21 protein-coding genes, 2 tRNA genes and 1 rRNA gene are annotated in these 18,385 nt (G+C 39.2%); 10 read left to right on the forward strand and 14 right to left on the reverse strand.

The window, feature by feature from the left end; all coding sequences use genetic code 11:
• Window positions 1-11: 11 nt before the first annotated feature.
• Window positions 12-200, reverse strand: coding sequence for a carbon storage regulator (locus WMZ97_RS18185; RefSeq protein WP_343273514.1), 189 nt, complete (start codon window positions 198-200; stop codon window positions 12-14).
• 299 nt (window positions 201-499) lie between these two features.
• Between WMZ97_RS18185 and WMZ97_RS18190 the strand changes: the two genes are divergently transcribed.
• Complete coding sequence (locus tag WMZ97_RS18190; protein WP_343273515.1) at window positions 500-1,129, forward strand: hypothetical protein; 630 nt, start codon at window positions 500-502, stop codon at window positions 1,127-1,129.
• A 443-nt stretch (window positions 1,130-1,572) separates the two neighbouring features.
• Here the strand turns inward: WMZ97_RS18190 and WMZ97_RS22000 are convergent, their stop codons facing one another.
• The 7 genes from WMZ97_RS22000 to WMZ97_RS18225 all read right to left on the reverse strand — a co-directional run bounded on the left by WMZ97_RS22000 (window position 1,573) and on the right by WMZ97_RS18225 (window position 5,407).
• Complete coding sequence (locus WMZ97_RS22000; RefSeq protein ID WP_405027717.1) at window positions 1,573-1,665, reverse strand: hypothetical protein; 93 nt, start codon at window positions 1,663-1,665, stop codon at window positions 1,573-1,575.
• Between the two features lie 14 nt (window positions 1,666-1,679).
• Window positions 1,680-1,916 carry a flagellin gene (locus tag WMZ97_RS18200; protein ID WP_343273516.1) on the reverse strand — a complete coding sequence of 79 codons (237 nt, stop codon included), beginning with the start codon at window positions 1,914-1,916 and terminating at the stop codon, window positions 1,680-1,682.
• 102 nt (window positions 1,917-2,018) lie between these two features.
• On the reverse strand, window positions 2,019-2,309 hold the full coding sequence (locus WMZ97_RS18205; protein WP_343273517.1) for a hypothetical protein: 291 nt from the start codon (window positions 2,307-2,309) through the stop codon (window positions 2,019-2,021).
• A gap of 433 nt (window positions 2,310-2,742) precedes the next feature.
• Window positions 2,743-2,892, reverse strand: a complete 150-nt coding sequence (locus WMZ97_RS18210) for a hypothetical protein (protein WP_343273533.1) — start codon at window positions 2,890-2,892, stop codon at window positions 2,743-2,745.
• 50 nt (window positions 2,893-2,942) lie between these two features.
• A complete protein-coding gene (locus WMZ97_RS18215; RefSeq protein ID WP_343273518.1) occupies window positions 2,943-3,098 on the reverse strand; it encodes a flagellin N-terminal helical domain-containing protein in 156 nt (51 codons plus the stop codon).
• 177 nt (window positions 3,099-3,275) lie between these two features.
• Window positions 3,276-5,009, reverse strand: coding sequence for a methyl-accepting chemotaxis protein (locus WMZ97_RS18220; RefSeq protein ID WP_343273519.1), 1,734 nt, complete (start codon window positions 5,007-5,009; stop codon window positions 3,276-3,278).
• 98 nt (window positions 5,010-5,107) lie between these two features.
• The gene (locus tag WMZ97_RS18225; protein ID WP_343273520.1) at window positions 5,108-5,407 is read right to left on the reverse strand and encodes a hypothetical protein; all 300 of its coding nucleotides are present in this window, start codon (window positions 5,405-5,407) and stop codon (window positions 5,108-5,110) included.
• 873 nt (window positions 5,408-6,280) lie between these two features.
• Between WMZ97_RS18225 and motA the strand changes: the two genes are divergently transcribed.
• The 8 genes from motA to WMZ97_RS18265 all read left to right on the forward strand — a co-directional run bounded on the left by motA (window position 6,281) and on the right by WMZ97_RS18265 (window position 14,845).
• Window positions 6,281-7,078, forward strand: a complete 798-nt coding sequence (gene motA, locus WMZ97_RS18230) for a flagellar motor stator protein MotA (RefSeq protein ID WP_343273521.1) — start codon at window positions 6,281-6,283, stop codon at window positions 7,076-7,078.
• Window positions 7,056-7,838: a flagellar motor protein MotB gene (motB, locus tag WMZ97_RS18235; protein WP_343273522.1), complete on the forward strand. Its 783-nt coding sequence runs from the start codon at window positions 7,056-7,058 to the stop codon at window positions 7,836-7,838. The genes motA and motB overlap by 23 nt, the downstream gene beginning before the upstream one ends.
• 35 nt (window positions 7,839-7,873) lie before the next feature.
• Window positions 7,874-8,335: a chemotaxis protein CheX gene (locus WMZ97_RS18240; protein WP_343273523.1), complete on the forward strand. Its 462-nt coding sequence runs from the start codon at window positions 7,874-7,876 to the stop codon at window positions 8,333-8,335.
• A gap of 24 nt (window positions 8,336-8,359) precedes the next feature.
• Window positions 8,360-10,333, forward strand: coding sequence for a chemotaxis protein CheA (locus WMZ97_RS18245; protein ID WP_343273524.1), 1,974 nt, complete (start codon window positions 8,360-8,362; stop codon window positions 10,331-10,333).
• An 18-nt stretch (window positions 10,334-10,351) separates the two neighbouring features.
• Window positions 10,352-10,816, forward strand: a complete 465-nt coding sequence (locus tag WMZ97_RS18250) for a chemotaxis protein CheW (protein ID WP_343273525.1) — start codon at window positions 10,352-10,354, stop codon at window positions 10,814-10,816.
• 21 nt (window positions 10,817-10,837) lie between these two features.
• On the forward strand, window positions 10,838-11,194 hold the full coding sequence (locus WMZ97_RS18255) for a response regulator (protein WP_343273526.1): 357 nt from the start codon (window positions 10,838-10,840) through the stop codon (window positions 11,192-11,194).
• Window positions 11,195-11,255: 61 nt separating this feature from the next.
• Window positions 11,256-12,947 carry a methyl-accepting chemotaxis protein gene (locus tag WMZ97_RS18260; protein ID WP_343273527.1) on the forward strand — a complete coding sequence of 564 codons (1,692 nt, stop codon included), beginning with the start codon at window positions 11,256-11,258 and terminating at the stop codon, window positions 12,945-12,947.
• A 134-nt stretch (window positions 12,948-13,081) separates the two neighbouring features.
• Entirely contained in the window at window positions 13,082-14,845 is a 1,764-nt protein-coding gene (locus WMZ97_RS18265) for a methyl-accepting chemotaxis protein (protein ID WP_343273528.1), read from the forward strand.
• Window positions 14,846-15,384: 539 nt separating this feature from the next.
• Here the strand turns inward: WMZ97_RS18265 and WMZ97_RS18270 are convergent.
• Together WMZ97_RS18270 and WMZ97_RS18275 are read right to left on the reverse strand one after the other, a co-directional pair.
• Window positions 15,385-15,636, reverse strand: a complete 252-nt coding sequence (locus tag WMZ97_RS18270) for a hypothetical protein (protein ID WP_343273529.1) — start codon at window positions 15,634-15,636, stop codon at window positions 15,385-15,387.
• 135 nt (window positions 15,637-15,771) lie between these two features.
• Complete coding sequence (locus tag WMZ97_RS18275) at window positions 15,772-15,954, reverse strand: PspC domain-containing protein (RefSeq protein WP_343273530.1); 183 nt, start codon at window positions 15,952-15,954, stop codon at window positions 15,772-15,774.
• A 245-nt stretch (window positions 15,955-16,199) separates the two neighbouring features.
• Between WMZ97_RS18275 and WMZ97_RS18280 the strand changes: the two genes are divergently transcribed.
• Window positions 16,200-17,030 carry a tyrosine-type recombinase/integrase gene (locus WMZ97_RS18280; RefSeq protein WP_343273534.1) on the forward strand — a complete coding sequence of 277 codons (831 nt, stop codon included), beginning with the start codon at window positions 16,200-16,202 and terminating at the stop codon, window positions 17,028-17,030.
• A 57-nt stretch (window positions 17,031-17,087) separates the two neighbouring features.
• Here WMZ97_RS18280 and WMZ97_RS18285 read toward each other — a convergent pair whose 3' ends face one another.
• The 4 genes from WMZ97_RS18285 to rrf form a co-directional block, all read right to left on the reverse strand.
• On the reverse strand, window positions 17,088-17,609 hold the full coding sequence (locus tag WMZ97_RS18285; RefSeq protein WP_343273531.1) for a GNAT family N-acetyltransferase: 522 nt from the start codon (window positions 17,607-17,609) through the stop codon (window positions 17,088-17,090).
• Between the two features lie 487 nt (window positions 17,610-18,096).
• Window positions 18,097-18,169 (reverse strand) — tRNA-Thr (locus WMZ97_RS18290).
• Between the two features lie 7 nt (window positions 18,170-18,176).
• Window positions 18,177-18,251: transfer RNA gene (locus tag WMZ97_RS18295), tRNA-Asn, on the reverse strand.
• A 57-nt stretch (window positions 18,252-18,308) separates the two neighbouring features.
• Window positions 18,309-18,385, reverse strand: a 5S ribosomal RNA gene (gene rrf / locus WMZ97_RS22030); the annotation flags it as partial.

Genomic DNA, 18,385 nt, shown 5'->3' on the forward strand with positions numbered 1-18,385 from the left:
TATCTCCCATATTAGGAGTTATTACCGTCATAAATCTCTCCACGAACTACTTTAAATTCCCGCGGAGCTGTGATCCGGAGTTTAAGTGCATTTTTGATACTGCTGCTCTTGTCCTTCATCACTTCTACTTCAATTTCTCTGCCGCGTTCATCGATAATAAACACGTTTTCACCTGGTCTTCTTCCTAACGTCAACGCCATGGCTAATCATCCTCCCTGATGATTCACTCATTATATCGGCAGGATTAGGAAATGTTTAAATCTTTTTACCTAGATTTATTAACTTAAATTATATACAACGCCCATTCAAAAAATACCAGCTTGCAACCTAATAATTTTCTTATTCTATTTGAATGTAAATCAAACCAAAACACCTGCCAAATTTATTCAAGTTATGATCTATCTTTACAACTCTTACTGAAGGTGTCAATATAATAGGGTACAAATTATCCATTAGCGAAACAAAAAACACCCATTCAAAATATAAGGGGATTCTTGATATGATAAATTTTTTCTGTTCAGATTCCATAACAGATTCAATTCCAGCATATATTTCTGCATTTTCGGCTTTTATTTCAGCAATCATTGCTGCTTGGAGCGTATGGCAATTAACCCAAAAGAATAACCAAGATAAAAAAATAAAAAAGGAGAACCAAGCCAGAAAGATTTCCGCTTGGTTAGTTGAAGGACGACTAGGAAACCTAATCGTTTTACAGAACAATTCAAAAACACCAATATATAATGTGTTTTTAATAGCAGTTGCAATAACCGGGGCTGCAACTGGAGATGGTGAAGAAGCAATAAGAATGAATAACGATGCCCAGAGCGATTATCATATGAATTCTAATTCCAAAAAACCTTATCGTCCTATATATCCCTACTTAGTTTTCAAACAGGTTCCACCTGGTAGATTTGTAAAGGAACTTGGTTTTTTGGAGGGGGGAATGAATCTATCCTTTGGTTTGGAGATAGCATTCACTGATAGTTATGGTAACCCTTGGAAGGTAAACCGTAATGGTAATCTATCAAAGTTAAAAGACAATAATTATTTATATACCAAATATTTCGTTGAAAACCCTACTCCATGGAACGAATTAAACTTTTTTAAAGATGAAATTGGAGATTTGTAAATAAAACAGAAACCAATTGTTAAATTAATGAAAAACGGTATAATAAGGCAATACTGCCGCTTGTTACTGACTTTAATTGTATATTTATACGATCTAAAGTAAATTTTAAAGTTTTATAAATAAATGTTATCCTATCAAAATGAATCTCTGCACATTTTCCAGTACGAGAACGAACATTATTCAGCTGAAAGAATTCCTTAGGATATACATTGACTAGTTTGACTGCGGTACACCGAAAATTAAATTGGTTCCAAGTTGATCATAACAAGTCACATAGTTGAGCGCGTTTGTCTAAAAGTTGATCTAGTCCAAGGGCGTATAAAAAACACATTTTATCTTGAAACTTATATTACGTAAAAAGCCGCCGAAAAACTTCTTCAGCAGCTCACTTCCCCATCCAATTATTGCTTTGTTAAATTAAACAACCCAACACCTCTACCAACCTACTTCACAAACTCAAAAACAGACTGCGACATCTGTCCCGTTTGGGCGAGCATTGCCTGTGATGCTTGAAGGAGGATCGTATCATTCGTCAACCTGGTAATTTCTTTTAGTACATTAAATCTCTTAACTGTGATAATGCAGATGTAAGATTACCTTTGTAATTTGATACATTATTATGGATATGCTCTAATGCATTGTTATAGGAGCCGTATTTTGTCCTTTCTGCTGTTACAAGCGCTCGTGCTTGTTCAGCTTTGGCAATTGCCTGTTCAGCACTATTGCGTGTAAGAACATTTAAATCATCAATTCCTAACGCGGTTGTTCTGACGTCGGATAACTGCACCTTAAATTGTTGCTGTGCATTGACACCAACTTGTAATATAAGATCATATAGACCTGCTTCTTTTTCAACCTCTGATGGATTATCTATTGTTGGTGGAACGGATTACCCGTAGAACGTATTTGCCGAAAAAGAACCACCACTTTCAGTTGTCCTTGGATTCCACTTAAGGCTATAGCCGCTGTCCCCAACTGAGCCCACATTTGAATTGAAATTCCAATCGGCTAATGCATTATAATTTCCAATTGCAAATTGATCTGGCTCTTCTATGATACCTGCTCCTTTTATAACACCCTGTGCCTGAAATTCAGCATTAACGCCTTTTCCGGTACCTTGATTATGAACTGTGAAATTATCTGGGATATCACTTGTACGATACACCGTTTGCGTTTTCACTGGAACCCAATAGAATGGGCATCTCAGTATTTCTCATCGAATACTTAATCTCATACTTATCTTTTACAACGCTCGATAAATTGTCCTTGGAGGGAATTGTATAAACAGTTTTATAACCCCCATTTTCTTCAACAGTAGGGCTAATACGTACATCATTATTTCTTGTAAATAATAACTTTAATTCGCACGGATGGTTTCGATGTTTCCCCGCCCCCATAAACTAATGTCTGATTATCACCTGCATCTGTCGTTGAATAACCTTCATTTGTCCAGAAGATAAAAGATCCATTGCTACTGACCGGTGGAAGCTTTAGTGCATTTTCCTAATTAAAAGAATAATTTCCCCGAGTACTAGTTGCTTGATAAGGATTCGTCCCATTTAACAGGTGAATGGTATTAAATTCAGTTCCGTTTGCGATATCATCAATACTGTTTAAAACCTATTTACTTCTTCTTGGATTTTTTCTCTGTCATCGAAACTAAGCGTATCATTTGCAGCCTGACTGGCTAACTCACGCAAGCGAATTAAATTGGGGCTCTCAATTTCACCTAGACCATACTCTGCCGTGTTTACAAGTGAAATTCCGTCCTAAATATTTCCTTCATCCCGCTCTAACCCACGAATTTGCGCCCTCATTTTTCCGAAATAGCTAATCCTACAGAATCATCCGTTGCTTTAATAATACCCATTCCGGATGCTAATTTCCCCATCGCACTATTAACCTTTACATTATTTGTACGCATTTTATTAAGTGTATTTAGACCGCTAGTGTTGTGATTAAGCCTCATATGTAAGTTCCCCGGTATTTATAACATGGTGTTTGTTATAAATCTGTACGTTTCTTCTTCTACTTTATAGGTAAAATATCAGATTTATCAGCGGTTTACTTTTTTCAAGCATTATTGCCACATCAATCAGGGATTGCCGGTATTTTTAAAGCAGTAGGCTGAGCTTCCCTTCATTTGTCATAACACAACATCCTCCTGCAGTTTCCTCAACAACTGAATAATCTCGTTCGTCTGCCCATTCAAACGACCAAGCATCTCATTTGCATCATCATTATCCCCCTGAACAATCGATCGCTTCACATCAGCAACGAGTTCATGAAATTCCCGATGGGGTTTTTCCATCGCTTTAAAAGTTGATAATGAACCAATGGACGTTTGTTTCATCTGGTCATACCAGTTTCCAAATCGACACGTATCATGATCGATGTCCTGAATATCTTCAATAGATTGATACCCTAATAACGCATTATAGGTCCACCATTGATAAAGGGCGTGTTCCGTTTGCACAATCCGAATCACTTCTTCTGGAGTTAATTCTGGTATACTGCGGATGGTTTCTTCCCTTAAAGCATTGACTTCGGTACTTACCCGGTAAATGGATTCTCCGGTTTCTTCCGCATGGTGTCGAATATTTTCGGTATATTGATGGGCCGTTCCCATGCGATTCGTAATATCTTGTGTTGCTGATGCCTGTTCTTGGGTAATGGCGGCAATATTTTCGATGGCATCTCCCACATGATTGATTTGCTTCGTGATGACATCCATCTTTTCAATCGACTGTCTGGCATACCCGACACGATCCTGTAATGCTCCCGACATTCGTTGCACATCGCTGGCAACCTCATTGGAGTTTCCCTGGATTTGATGAATGGTTGTGGAAATTTCCTCCACCGAAGTTTTCGTTTGTTCTGCTAATTTTCGAACCTCTTCGGCAACCACCGCGAATCCTCTTCCATGTTCGCCAGCCCGTGCCGCTTCAATGCTAGCGTTCAAGGCTAATAGATTTGTCTCATCGGCGATCGTTTTAATAAATTCAATGACTTGTGTTGTGCTGGACATATGATCGATTAACGTATCTATTTTTTCTTTTGTCGTTGAAAATTCGTTCGCCATTTCCAAAAATCCATTTAGTGTTCCTTCAATGACCTGTTGCCCTTCTTCTGCTTCCACGATCATTTTCTTGGAATTATCGGCAACATGAATAGCATTTTCCGTTACTTGTTCGATCGATGCACTTAACTCCTGTGAAGCAGCACTGACACCCGATGCTTCCGTAATCGTTGCATCGACACTATCCAATAACAACTTCATTTTATCGGCACTGATCACATATTCCATCACCTTACTTATATTTCGAACGAGGTAATAATCATTTGCATCCTGTGTGGAGCCAATAACGACCAATGTATCAAAGGTAATGATCCGAATCAGTGAAAGAACAATTTCCGAGACGGTACTGGCTGAATGCCGAAACTTCTTCACAATAATCGGAAGTAAATACTCATACACTCGCAAATATGAACCAATATACCATTCATCCGTTAACCCTATTCTGCTATGTATGCGGCCAATCTTTTTCCTGTATTCGACATAATCCGCGGAGAACTTTGGCTTGGATAATTCCTTAAAGTATGTTGTGATGGCCGTGGTGTACCGTTCAAAGTTTGAGTTATGTTCCATAATTTGTTTAATTTCTGGGATGTTCATGATCATCTCATATTGACGTTTCGCGATTTCAAATGCATGCTCCTCCATAATGGAATCGATCTTCTGCACATTTTCGAAATCTTTATCCGTAATTTGCAGCATCTTTAATAGTTCATTGACTCGATTACTGACACCTTCAATGGTATACACGTGGTTATCCAATGCGGCTATCGATTCTTTCTTTCCAGAGAGTGTAAATATCATTTTTTGTCACCAACTTTTCTTTTTATTATGCTATTTGAGTCAATTTCATAAGTACTTTAATTTATTTGTAATCCGAACAATAAAGCATATTATCGCTTTCATGTTTGTTCGTTACATGCACAACATTGTTGATTGGAACTAAAAGGCGGCGACTCCTGCGGGAATAGCATGGAGGCTGCTGAAAAAGTGAAATCGATTCGTTTTGAAAACCTATGCATCTCGCATATTGGACTTGTTGTCGCACGTTTCGGGCCGGATCTCGCACGTTTTGGGTCGGTTCCCGCACGTTTCGGGCCGGATCTCGCACGTTTTGGGTCGGTTCCCGCACGTTTCGGGCCGGATCTCGCACGTATCAGCCCTGATCTCGCACGTTTCAAGGACGTTCCCGCACGTTCCATCCCGTTTTCTTCCAAACGATTACGAAAGGCACTTTTTCAGTGGCCTCGAATAGCATGAGCCTTGAGACCCCGCAGTGAGCGTAGCGAATGAGGAGGCTCAAGCCATGCCCGCTAAAAAGCGTCCGCCTGTAGTGGAAATCAACGGACCTAGCACATATTCGGGTTGTTCGGGATTACATACCGCTTTTGAATTTATGAAATTGACTCATTTGTTACAACGAATTTGTTTTTTTGTTAAATGCCTCATTGTTGTTCATTTAAAGATAGGATATCATACTTTATACCTACAAACAGCATTCACGTTATCTGTTTAAGGAAATAGAAATCCTACACCATTAGCGTATTCGAAAACTTTACTTTAAGCAAAAATAGTGCCTGCACCTGCTTCTGGCATGAGGTTACCACCAAGATAGGAATACGAGCGGGTAATTTCAACATAAATCCCTTGTTCTCAGTATCTTTCTAAAAACATTAAATATTGTTGATTTTACTTGATTGCTTCATTCTCGGTAAAAGTATCCGATAATTTATTTTATACGGGTATTTATTACTGGTTCTTTTTACATTAACTTGTGATATATAGCACATTTTCTATGTCTTTAAGCATAGGTTTATTCTAAATAAACGACATTGTCTATGAAATAATACCTATAAAGTGAAACTTCATTCAGTGAGGGTTTTCCTTTCTCCCCCACGGAATGTTAGTTGAACAGAATCGGACCTTTACGAGCAGTTGACCCCCACTTATCTTTTTTTGTTGCCCCTCAAAATCTTGAAGTGGGGGTCTTAATGCCCGTTAAGGCGGGATAAAATTCACCCATAATCAAAGAAGTGCTATTGCAGTTCAAACGATTTTGGAAGGGAGGATAGAAAGTGGATAAAACTTCAATAATTGGCATCTTATTAGGCGTGATTGCGGTTGGTGCAGGGATGTTCTTAAAGGGGGTAAGCCCTATCGCCTTAGTCAACCCCGCTGCTTTATTAATCATTTTTATGGGGACAGTTGCCTCTGTATGTATTGCCTTCCCGTTTAACACGATTAAAAAGGTACCGAGCCTTTTTAAGATATTGTTTAAAGAAACAGATCATCTTGATATCCATGAATTGGTTAATACGTTCACCAATTGGGCAACTATTTCCCGACAAGAGGGGATTTTGGCATTGGAAAGTCAGCGAGAAAAGGTAACGGATCCTTTTCTATCATCCGGCCTACAGTTTATTGTTGATGGTAAATCACCTGACTTTATTCAGGATGTAATGCTAGAAAAAATCCATGCGATGGAGGAACGGCATCGAAAAGGAATCGCCGTATTCTCACAGGCGGGTACATATGCACCGACATTAGGGGTGCTTGGGGCTGTTATCGGATTAATTGCTGCGCTTAGTGATCTAAATGATATAGAGGCACTAGGACATGCGATTTCAGCTGCCTTTATTGCGACCTTACTTGGGATTTTTTCTGGTTATGTGTTATGGCATCCTTTTGCTAATAAATTAAAAGAAAAATCCGCCGATGAAGTGAACCGTAAAGAAATTATTATCGAAGGTTTTTTGGCAATTGCCAACGGGGAGTCTGGACAAGAGATACAGGATAAACTAAGTTCCCTGTCCCAAGGTGAATGGAAAAATAAAGACTTGGAGGAGGCCAATGCAGCGAAGGAAACGATATAAAAAAAATAGCTATAAGGCAGACGATTCATGGTTGTTACCGTATTCGGATTTATTGACCTTGTTATTAGCACTGTTCATTGTTTTATTTGCCATAAGTCAGATTGATGCGGAGAAATATGAACAACTTTCCCAAGTCTTTAAAAATGAATTTTCTGGTGGCGGGGGGATTACGAAAGGTATGAATCATTCCTCAAAATTACCCAATAAGTCCACAGATAGTCCGCATAAAACCGATGCGGATAAAAAAGATGAGAAGGCTGAACAAAAAGGGAACGATGAATGGGAGCAACTGAAAAAACTTCAATTGAAAGTAAATGATTATATTGCAACGAACAACCTAACGAATGACTTAGAAACACAATTAACTGAGGAAGGGTTACTTATCACCATTCGTAACAATATCACCTTTGCCTCTGGGAGTGCCAGGGTTACTCATGATGGAAAGAATATCGCTAAAGAAGTAGCCATACTCTTAGACACGAATCCCCCAAGGCAAATTGTCATTAGCGGTCACGCAGATGATCGCCCCATACATAACAGTGAATTTGGTTCCAATTGGGAATTAAGTGTGATGCGTGCCATTCATTTTATGCAGTTAATTTTACAAAATGACAATCTGGATCCGACAAAGTTCAGTGCAAAAGGGTTTGGCGAATACCAGCCACTTGTGGTAAATTCAAATGAAAAAAACCGAGCTATAAATCGACGGGTGGAGGTTCTCGTCTTACCAAACGATGAAACACAAAAGGAAACCAAATAATAACCTTTATAAGGAAAGCAAAGGAGCGTATATTCTTGACCGTAACCATCATAGAAAAAAATAAAGCTATAACAGAATTACTAAATGGGTCTTTTTTCTCCATCAAAAATGCCGTACCACTAAAAAATGAGATCACAAAGCCTCAACTATTTCAAAAAGAATTACGGATTCAGTTTGGTGTACTGATTGGGATTATGGGTGATGTGAGCGGAAAGATGATTATTGCTGGTGATTCTAATTTATTTGGAACGATTGGCGAAGCGATGTTTGGTATGCCTGTGGAAGGTGAAATGCTTTCTTCTTTTAGTGGCGAGTTAGGTAATATCATTGCTGGAGGCATGGCTACGGCTGTTGCCGCAACAGATATTCATATCGACATTACCTCACCAACCGTCCTGGAAGGAGATACTGTTTTAACAGGGTATAAAACCGCAATTAACGTAACAGTAAGATTTAATGATGCAGGAGGATTGGCTGTTTACTTGTTACTTGATTGAATATAGAAAGAAGGTGTTGGTTGAATGAATACGGAAGACTATTTAGACGTGTTCCTTGATGAAAGCAGGGAACACTTACAAGCTGTTAATGACAATATTCTAAAACTGGAAAAACAACCAAATGATTCTAGTCTTGTCCACGAAATTTTTCGTTCCGCTCATACATTAAAAGGCATGGCTGCTACGATGGGTTTTGATGATATTTCGTCTTTAACCCACAAAATGGAGGACGTATTGGATCAAATTCGGAATCAAGAACTAACCGTAACCACAGAGTTAATTGACATCATCTTTACTGCTGTGGAGTATTTAGAAGATATGATTACCGAAATCAGTGAGGGAAATGACGGAAAAAAGGATGTATCCGATCTTGTTCATCGTCTGGAGCAAATAGGCCAAGACAAGAACGTAAACCAGGAAACAAAGGAAGATAATGCATTAAATACACCATTAGAAGTAGATGAATTTCAAAACACCGTGATCTTAGAGGCGCTGGAACAGGGATTTTCCGCCTATCAGATTACCGTAACACTAAAGGACGACTGTATTTTAAAAGGGGCACGTGCTTACATGGTGTTCGAGTTATTAGAGAATCAAGGAGAAGTGATTCAAACAAATCCCGCTGTAGAAGAGATCGAAGAAGGAAATTTTGAACAAGGGTTCTCCCTGTTATTTGTCTCCAGAGAGAATACTACCAAACTTCAAGAGGATATTCTTCAAGTCTCCGAGATTCATAAGGTAACGATCGATCATTTCAAAGACCATAAAACAAAAAGGGAACCCGCACCAAATAAGAATGCAGCAAAAGAGTCAAATACTGCCTCTAAAAAACCAGCGGTCAGTCATGCATCTAAAACGATTCGTGTAAACCAGGAACGGATCGATGAGTTATTAAATCTATTCGAGGAAGTGGTGATTGATCGAAGTAGATTAGAAGTTATTTCTGAACGGTTAAAAGACCAGGAATTGGAAGAAACGATCGAACACATGAATCGGGCTACATCAACCATGCAAGGGTTGATATTAGCAATGCGAATGGTTCCGATTGAACAAGTATTTAATCGTTTCCCACGAATGGTTCGAGGATTAGCAAAGGATTTACACAAACAAATCAACCTCGAAATTATTGGTGCGGAAACCGAAATTGATCGTACAGTAATCGATGAAATTGGCGATCCATTAGTGCATTTAATCCGCAATTCAGTGGATCACGGTATCGAATTACCCAGCATAAGACGGCAAGCTGGAAAACAAGAAGCAGGAAATATCATTCTCCGAGCATTTCATAGTGGAAACCATGTCTTTATCGAAATTGAGGATGATGGCGCCGGGATTGATCGGAAAAAGGTAGAAGCAAAGGCTATTGAAAAGGGGCTCCTGACGAAGGAACACGCGGAGACGTTAACGGATGATGAAGTCTCGTCATTCATTCTCTCATCTGGGTTTAGTACAGCTGATCAAGTCTCAGACATTTCCGGACGCGGTGTTGGACTGGATGTCGTCAAAAGTAAGATCGAAGTGTTAGGCGGAAAGATTAATATTGCCTCCAAGCAAGGACAAGGTAGTATCTTTACCATCCAATTACCATTAACCCTGTCGATTATTGCAACATTGCTCGTGAAGGTAAAACAAGAAACCTATGCCATACCCCTTTCTTCGATTATCGAAACCACCTTACTAAACACGGACCAAATTATGCCTGCGTATGCCCAGAAGGTAATGGATTTTAGAGGACAGATTATTCCCCTTGTCTCATTAGCCGATGTATTTCAGGTGCCAGCCGATGATAAGACAGAAGGAAATAGCACGTCTGTGGTGGTTGTGAAGAAAGGTGCGAAACTAGCTGGCCTGATCGTGGATTCCTTTATTGGAAAAAAAGAGGTTGTCTTAAAGTCTCTCGGTAATTACTTACAAGATGTCTTTGCGATATCTGGCGCCACGATACTGGGAGATGGGCAGGTATCGTTGATTATTGATCCAAACGCATTAATTAAATAGAAAGAAGGTGATCACACAATGGAAGAAATCGAAAAGTTTATTGTGTTTGTGTTGAACGATCAAGCCTATGGAGTGGATGTCAAGCAAGTGCTTTCCATAGAACGGATGCCAATGATTACGGAAGTTCCAAAGACGCCCGACTTTATAAAGGGGATCGCGCATTTACGCGGGGAAACAACACCGATCATTGACTTAAAGGAACGATTACACATAACAGAAACGAAGCAAACGGCCGACAATCATGTCCTAGTCGTACACATAGATGAGCGTCTTCCTGTTGGTTTAATTGTTGATGCAGCCAATGAAGTCATCACTATTCCAGCCACCGTAATAGAACCAGCACCAAGACTGATCGGCGGGGTCGATCAAGCCTTTCTAAAAGGAATTGCCAAGCTGGATGAAAAACTGCTTATTTTACTCGATTTAGAGCGTATTTTAGACATACATGAAGTAAGAGAAATACAAGAGGCAATCAAGAAATAATGCCTACAGGAGGATTTTACAATGGCAAAGATATTAGTAACAGATGATGCAGCATTCATGCGTATGCAGTTGAAGGATATACTAACAAAACTAGGTCATGAAGTGGTTGGAGAGGCTGAAAATGGCAAAGTAGCAATTGAAAAATATCAGGAACTCCAGCCAGATTTAGTCACGATGGACATTACCATGCCAGAAATGAACGGCGTTGAGTCAGTAAAAGCAATTAAGAAAATAAATCCCAATGTCAAAGTAATTATGTGTTCCGCAATGGGACAACAAGGCATGGTTGTCGATGCGATTCAGTCGGGTGCATCCGATTTTATTGTGAAGCCATTTTCACAAGAACGGATTAAGGAAGCCATGGACAAAGTGATGTAAACACGATTTCAGATATTGAAAATGTGAAACTAGCAGAATGAAGATGAAGGTGGATAAAGCAGTGAAGAAATTATTCAATTTTAAGCGTTTAACAGCAAAAATGTTAGTTGGGTTTTCCATAGTTATCATCCTTGTCGTGATATTGGCTGTTTACAATTTTGCCGTTATTAAGGTATCCAATAAAAGTGCTGAATCAGTGAAAGAGAAACAACTTCCATTGTTAATTGCGGACGAACAGCTGGCCAGAACCATGGCTAATCGTATCGCAACGGCTCGCGGGTATGTACTATTTGGCGGAGACTACCGAGATCAATTTAATGCGTACACCGAACAAGGAAAACATTATGAGGATGTTGTTAAGAACATAGAGACAAGAGAAGAATTCAAAGAACTGATTGATCGTACGGTGGAATGGCGCGAATTCGTTAATAAGGAAGTATTCGATGAATTTGAAAAAGGAAATAAAGATGTGGCCCTCCATAACCTGGAAAAGGTTGCCCCAGATGCACGCGACATCATGGATGGTTACGAAGAAATGGCTGATAAACGAGAGGAATTAATCGATAAAAAGGAACAAGAAATCATATCAAGTGGAGAAAAGACCCAACTTGTCAGTATAGTGATATCAATTTTGATTGTTGTTCTTAGTGTGATTGTTGCGTTAGTGACGTCTAGAACCATTACAAAGCCAATCAAAAAAGTGATGCAGCGAATGAAGTTAATTGCAGATGGAGATTTACGCCAAGAGCCATTGAAGATTACAACCCGGGATGAATTAGGCCAATTGATGGCGGCAACGAACGACATGAATGCAAGTATGCGGGAAGTTGTGACGAAAATTGACCATGTCACCGAAACCGTTTCAAGTCACAGTGAAGAATTAACCCAAGCGGCGAATGAGGTCACGGCAGGTTCCCAGCAAATTGCGACAACGATGCAGGAATTAGCTTCGGGGTCCGAACGGCAAGCTAATAGTGCTGGAGATCTTTCTGCTTCCATGCGTACCTTTACGACCAAGGTGGAAGATGCAAACACAGAAGGAAAACAGATCCAACATTCTTCGGTTAACGTTTTGGAAATGACCGAAGAAGGCAGTCAATTAATGGGCGCCTCAAGTGAACAGATGGTCCAAATTGATCACATTGTCCAGGAATCTGTTCAGAAAGTGCAAGGGTTAGATGTGCATTCACAAAACATATCCAAACTGGTTTCCATCATTAAAGATGTTGCCGAGCAAACCAACCTTCTTGCCTTAAATGCTGCCATTGAAGCGGCGCGGGCTGGAGAACACGGAAAAGGTTTTGCTGTCGTTGCCGATGAAGTTCGCAAGCTTGCTGAACAAACATCAGAGTCGGTGACAGATATTACCGGAATTGTTGATCGTATCCAAAGCGAATCTAGTAATGTAACCCAAGCGTTAGAGGCTGGCTACAAAGAAGTGGAAAAAGGAACAAACCAAATCACAACAACTGGCGAAACGTTTACTAAAATTAGTAAAGCAGTGACAGAAATGGCTACAAGCATTAACACCGTCTCGAAAAACTTATCGGATATTGCCATGAATAGCCAGGAAATGAATGGAGTGATCGAGGATATTGCTGCCGTCTCCCAAGAATCAGCAGCAGGTGTGGAACAAACTTCCGCGTCTTCTCAACAAACAAGTAGTTCGATGGAGGAAGTAACCAGCAGTTCGGAGGAACTCTCCAAGTTGGCAGAAGAACTCAATGGGTTAATTCGTCAATTTAAGCTGTAATTGGTAATGATATATTAATAGGAAGTGAAGAATATCCATGAATCGTTACCCAATGGGAATTCACCCATCAATCAAGTCGTATGTAAAAAGGAATCAGGTGTTTTTCAAAATTGATAAAGTAGAGGGTGTTTTGATTGAAATTGATTTCACGTTTTAATTTTCGGTCATCTATTAAAGTAAAGCTAATCGTTATTTCATTCCTGTTATTAACTATTCCAATGATTATTTTGGGGACTTTAAGTTACCAAAAAAGCGCAACAAGTTTAGACGAAATGGGTGAAACAAATTTAAAAAACAGTGTGAATTTCACCATAGAAATGATTGATGCTTTAAATAAGGAAGTCAAGAAAGGTAGTCTTTCGTTGGAAGAAGCACAGGAACAGGTGAAAGTGTCCATACTAGGAGAAAAAGAAGCCGATGGAACCCGGCCAAATCAATCAACGCTTGATCTGGGGGAAAATGGTTATCTGTTTATTAATGATCAGGATGGCGGATCGGTCGCAAACCCAACTATCGAGGGCCAAAATGTATGGGATTTAGAAGATCCAAGCGGTAAAAAATTTGTTCAGGAATACGTTGAAAAAGGAAATAACGGTGGCGGATTTACATATTATGATTATCCGCTTCCTAATGATAAGGATCAAATTGAACAAAAAGTCGTCTACTCAGAGACAGATCCAAATTGGAATTGGGTGATTAATGCGGGTACATATATGACGGATTTTAATCAACCCGCTCATGAAATTCTTATGTTAAACATAGTTGTAATTGGTATTACGTTAATTGTTGGTATTTTTAGCATTTGGATCTTTGCAAAGAATATCGCTAATCCAATTAACAAGGTCACCGGACAAATGACCCAGCTTGCGGAAGGGAATCTAACACAGCAGCCATTACACCTTAAAACAAAGGATGAGACAGGCAGACTGGCAGCTGCTACAAACCATTTGCAAAGTTGGCTAAAGGAAATTGTCACAAATCTATCTAATACGTCAGAAATGTTAACGAGCCATAGTGAGGAACTGACCCAATCCGCCAATGAAGTAAAAGCTGGATCCGAGCAAGTAGCAACAACCATGCAGGAATTGGCGTCCGGAGCAGAGACACAAGCAAATAGTTCTACCGATCTTGCTGCTAATATGAGTTCTTTTACAACAAAGGTGAAAGAAGCAGATACAGAAGGGAAGTCAATTCACCAGACTTCTAATGATGTTTTACAACTGACCGATCAAGGCAGCGAATTAATGAAGTCCTCAACCGAGCAGATGGCAACGATCGATCAAATCATGCAGGAATCTGTCCAAAAGGTCCATGGACTCGATACACAATCACAGGAAATCTCCAAATTAGTCTCGGTTATTAAAGATATAGCCGATCAAACCAATCTACTTGCTTTAAATGCAGCGATCGAAGCAGCACGAGCAGGGGAACATGGAAAAGGGTTTGCTGTTGTTGCTGATGAGGTGAGAAAGCTCGCAGAACAGGTAGCTGTTTCCGTGACCGATATCACCAGAATTGTTGATGGCATCCAAAATGAAACAACGTCCGTGACAGATGCCTTACAAGCAGGTTATAAAGAAGTGGAAAAAGGAACAAGTCAACTGAAAACAACAGATGAAACATTTGCAGGCATCCATACTGCCATGTCAGATATGGTAGGAAGTATCGACGCAGTTTCTAAAAATCTGGCTACCATCGCAACCAATAGCCAGAAGATGAACGTTTCTATTGAAGAAATTGCTTCCATTTCTGAAGAATCCGCTGCAGGCGTTGAACAAACCTCGGCATCCTCTCAGCAAACAAGTAGTTCGATGGAGGAAATAGCCAAGAGTTCAGAGGAACTTTCAAGACTGGCGGAGAAGATGAATGAAATAGTGCTAGAGTTTCGAGTGTCGTAATGATGAGAGTTTAAACATAATAACTTAAAACGATGTATTCCCGGCTACGATTCATGTTAGGGAAGCATCGTTTTTAATAAGTGTGCGCAGAAATCCTGAGAGCAAGCCTTGGAAATGGCAGGAGAATACATTTTAAGGGTAACTTAAATATTAGATGAAGTTGTTAAAAGTATTTTCTTTCATGCTTTATATTCTAATAATAGTTTAGGATCCAAGACTTTCGTTTACAGATTCAGAAGATGGAGGGTATAAAGTGAAACTTCATCGTGCATGCCCGAACAGCATCGGATCTTTGTTCATGCACTCCCCACTTATCTTTTTGGTTTCTCCCCAAAACCTCGAAGTGGGAATCTTACTGCCCATTAGGAGTGGGATAAAAAAGGAACCTTATAATCTCCACGCATTTATTACATTTTAGACATATTTAAACAATAAAGACGCTGGGGATTTGGTCAATCTCCTGCGTTTTGGTTTTCGTTTCAGAAATATTTTCTTTCACAATTGCACCCATTACTTTAAATACCTTTCTTCACAAACTATTAAGGTTCATTCCAAAAGAAAGTAATGACTATGAAAGGAATAACAATTGTAATAACTAAGATAATGCCATTACCAAATAAACCAATCTTTTTATATACACCTTTTTCTGCAAATAATGCCAATATAAATCCAATTGCAGATACAATAACTGCACCTAATAGAAAACTATCATTAACTAAAAGAACAACACCATATGACACTAATCCCACAAAAAATAAAATGGTTGAAAACCCACCTAATTTGCTTCTCATAATTCTTACCCCTCATTGTCGTTATTTTACCATTATTTTTAGATTCCTTCTTCCACTAACCTGCCCCTTTAACGGAATAAGGTGCAATTCTTTATTTAAGAAACACATCCGATAGAACATAAAGCAATGTAAATATCAAAGTGATGGTGTTTCATCTAAAGCCCAAACAAGAACTATATATACCCAAACAGACACTGAAGCTGTGACAAAGAATATTAACCTTACGACAAATGGAGAAGTACCAAAAAATTCTGCTATTCCACCACACACTCCGTATAATGCCTTATTTGTTGATGATTTTTTTAATTTTTGTGACATAAAAGTTTCTCTCCCGTATATATTAATCTCCGTACCTTATGTACGAATTAGAAAAACTAAAGTTTCGCTATTAAACAATCCTGCTTCGTTAGTTCAATAACTTAGTTTGATTTTAACATTAAATCCCACTCAATTCATCCGAACTATTCAAAAAATTATTTTATTCAACCGTCTGGTAATGATGATGATAATAATAATTTTGGGAGTGAGCTGATGCTGCAAAGGGTTATGAGGCAAATAAGAAAATTGAGGGTTTTTCTGCACAAACATTAAACGCTTATAGGCTTCAAGCAAAACTACTAATTGAACATATTGGGAATATCAATATGAATACTATAGCAACCCTACAACTAAAGAGTTATTTAGCTGAATCTAGTAATAACCTAAAACCATCAAGTTTGTCTCATCGTCTCAGATTTATTCGTTCCCTATTTCGATGGTCACACGAGGAAGGGATTATTGAGTTAAATCCAGCTAGTAAAATAAAGGAACCAAAAGTAGGTAAACGGATTCCAAAGTTTCTTACTGAAAGAGAAATTGAGTATCTTAGGGATGCGTGTTTTTCCCCGATAGAGAAAGCCTTATTTGAGTTTATGTTTTCAACTGGATGTCGAATAGGAGAAATAGTTTCATTGGACCGAAATAGTATAAATTGGGGGAATCAATCTGCTTTTGTTCATGGAAAGGGAGATAAGGAACGAGAAGTGTACTTCAATATACGATGCGATATTTGGCTAAAGAAATATTTAGATAGTAGAGAAGATAATGATCCAGCTATATTTGTTACAGAACGTTCTCCACATAGGATGAGTATAGCTCAAATGAGATATATCATCAAGCGGATTTCAAAACGTGCAGGAATAAATAAGACCATACATCCTCACCAGTTAAGGCATAGTTACGCAACGCACCTGTTGAATAATGGAGCTCCACTAGAAGTTATTCAAAGCCTATTAGGACACGAAAAAAGCAAAACAACAAGAATTTACGCTCAATTAAGCGGGAGGATTCGGCAAGAGTTTTATAAAAAGTTATTTCTAGGATCAGGAAGAGCTACGTTGATTAGATCGGCGTAGCTCTTTTAAGCTATTGCACCCGTTAGTAGTAGATCGTTTTACATCGGGGAAAGAGTTTTATAAGTACTTTTCCATACGGATATCAGACCACATTTTATTTTGATAATAGGTAAAATCTTTTATACGCCCAATTTCTTTATAATCAAGCTTCTGATACAACTTCTGACCCACTATATTAAACTCAAACACACCTAATTCAATACGCTTCAGACCTCTCTCCTTAATCTTTGCCTCCAAATATTGCAGTCCTTCGTAACCTACTCCTCTACCTTGACCTCCGGGATCACCAATCGCTATTCCTATCCAAGCAGTTCCCGGTTCCGTTTTGTAAAGGTGGCTTGGATCAATCATGTAGTTCATTTCGCCGATCAAATTGTTGTCATCGTATATAAGATATAGATATTGATGTTTTAAGCGTTTTGCCAGATCCTCTAACGTAACGATTTCCCGACGTTCCAATTCTGATTGATTTAAGTTCCGTCGCGTCAAGGGAATCAAATCAGGATCATTCTCCCAGCGATTAAAAGTATCTACAAGTTTTGAAGTTGGTTGGGTTACTTGATCAAAATAAATGCTCATCGGACATTCCCCTTTAAATTTACTTTAACATAATTATAGTACACAATCGTCTCCATGAAGCAACAATTCACGCAAAAGCCATTCCGCGAAAGCACCCGATTGCGGCAATTATTTTGTTTAGTTCTTACCTGGAAGATTCATGCCTGTTCCTCTTAAGGAAAATCCCCGGAATAAGGGCAAGTATAGTTAAATCCTATCACCCACCGAAAAGTATGTATGATCGTACGCACTGGCTCGTGCAGCAGCACCAGCCATGGATGAATGATCCAGTTAATTACTCAAGATGACGGCAAGCACCGCGAATCCAAATGCCCCCGCATAAAAAATTTATAATTTCCTAGACGATTTAAAAACCAGGCAAACCCCGCCCGGTCCTTTTAAAATACCACAGTGCAAGCACTGTGGTTGTGATAGACCTAAATTTTATACTTTATTATCTTTAAAAAAAGCCCTTGCCCCAATCTGGACAAAAGCCTGTCATGACAAGAGCTTCCAAGCAGACTCGAACTGCTGACCCCCACCTTACCATGGTGGTGCTCTACCGACTGAGCTATGGAAGCATAAAAATGGCTCCACAGGTAGGATTCGAACCTACGACCGATCGGTTAACAGCCGATAGCTCTACCACTGAGCTACTGTGGAACAATCTCAAGTATATACCGAAGTATATCATTTTATTAACGTAAATGCAAAAATTGAGCCTGGCGGCGTCCTACTCTTGCAGGGGCAAAGCCCCAACTACCATCGGCGCTGGAGAGCTTAACTGCTGTGTTCGG

The organism is Lentibacillus songyuanensis (assembly GCF_039548255.1).
GTDB classification, from domain to species: domain Bacteria; phylum Bacillota; class Bacilli; order Bacillales; family Amphibacillaceae; genus Lentibacillus_C; species Lentibacillus_C songyuanensis.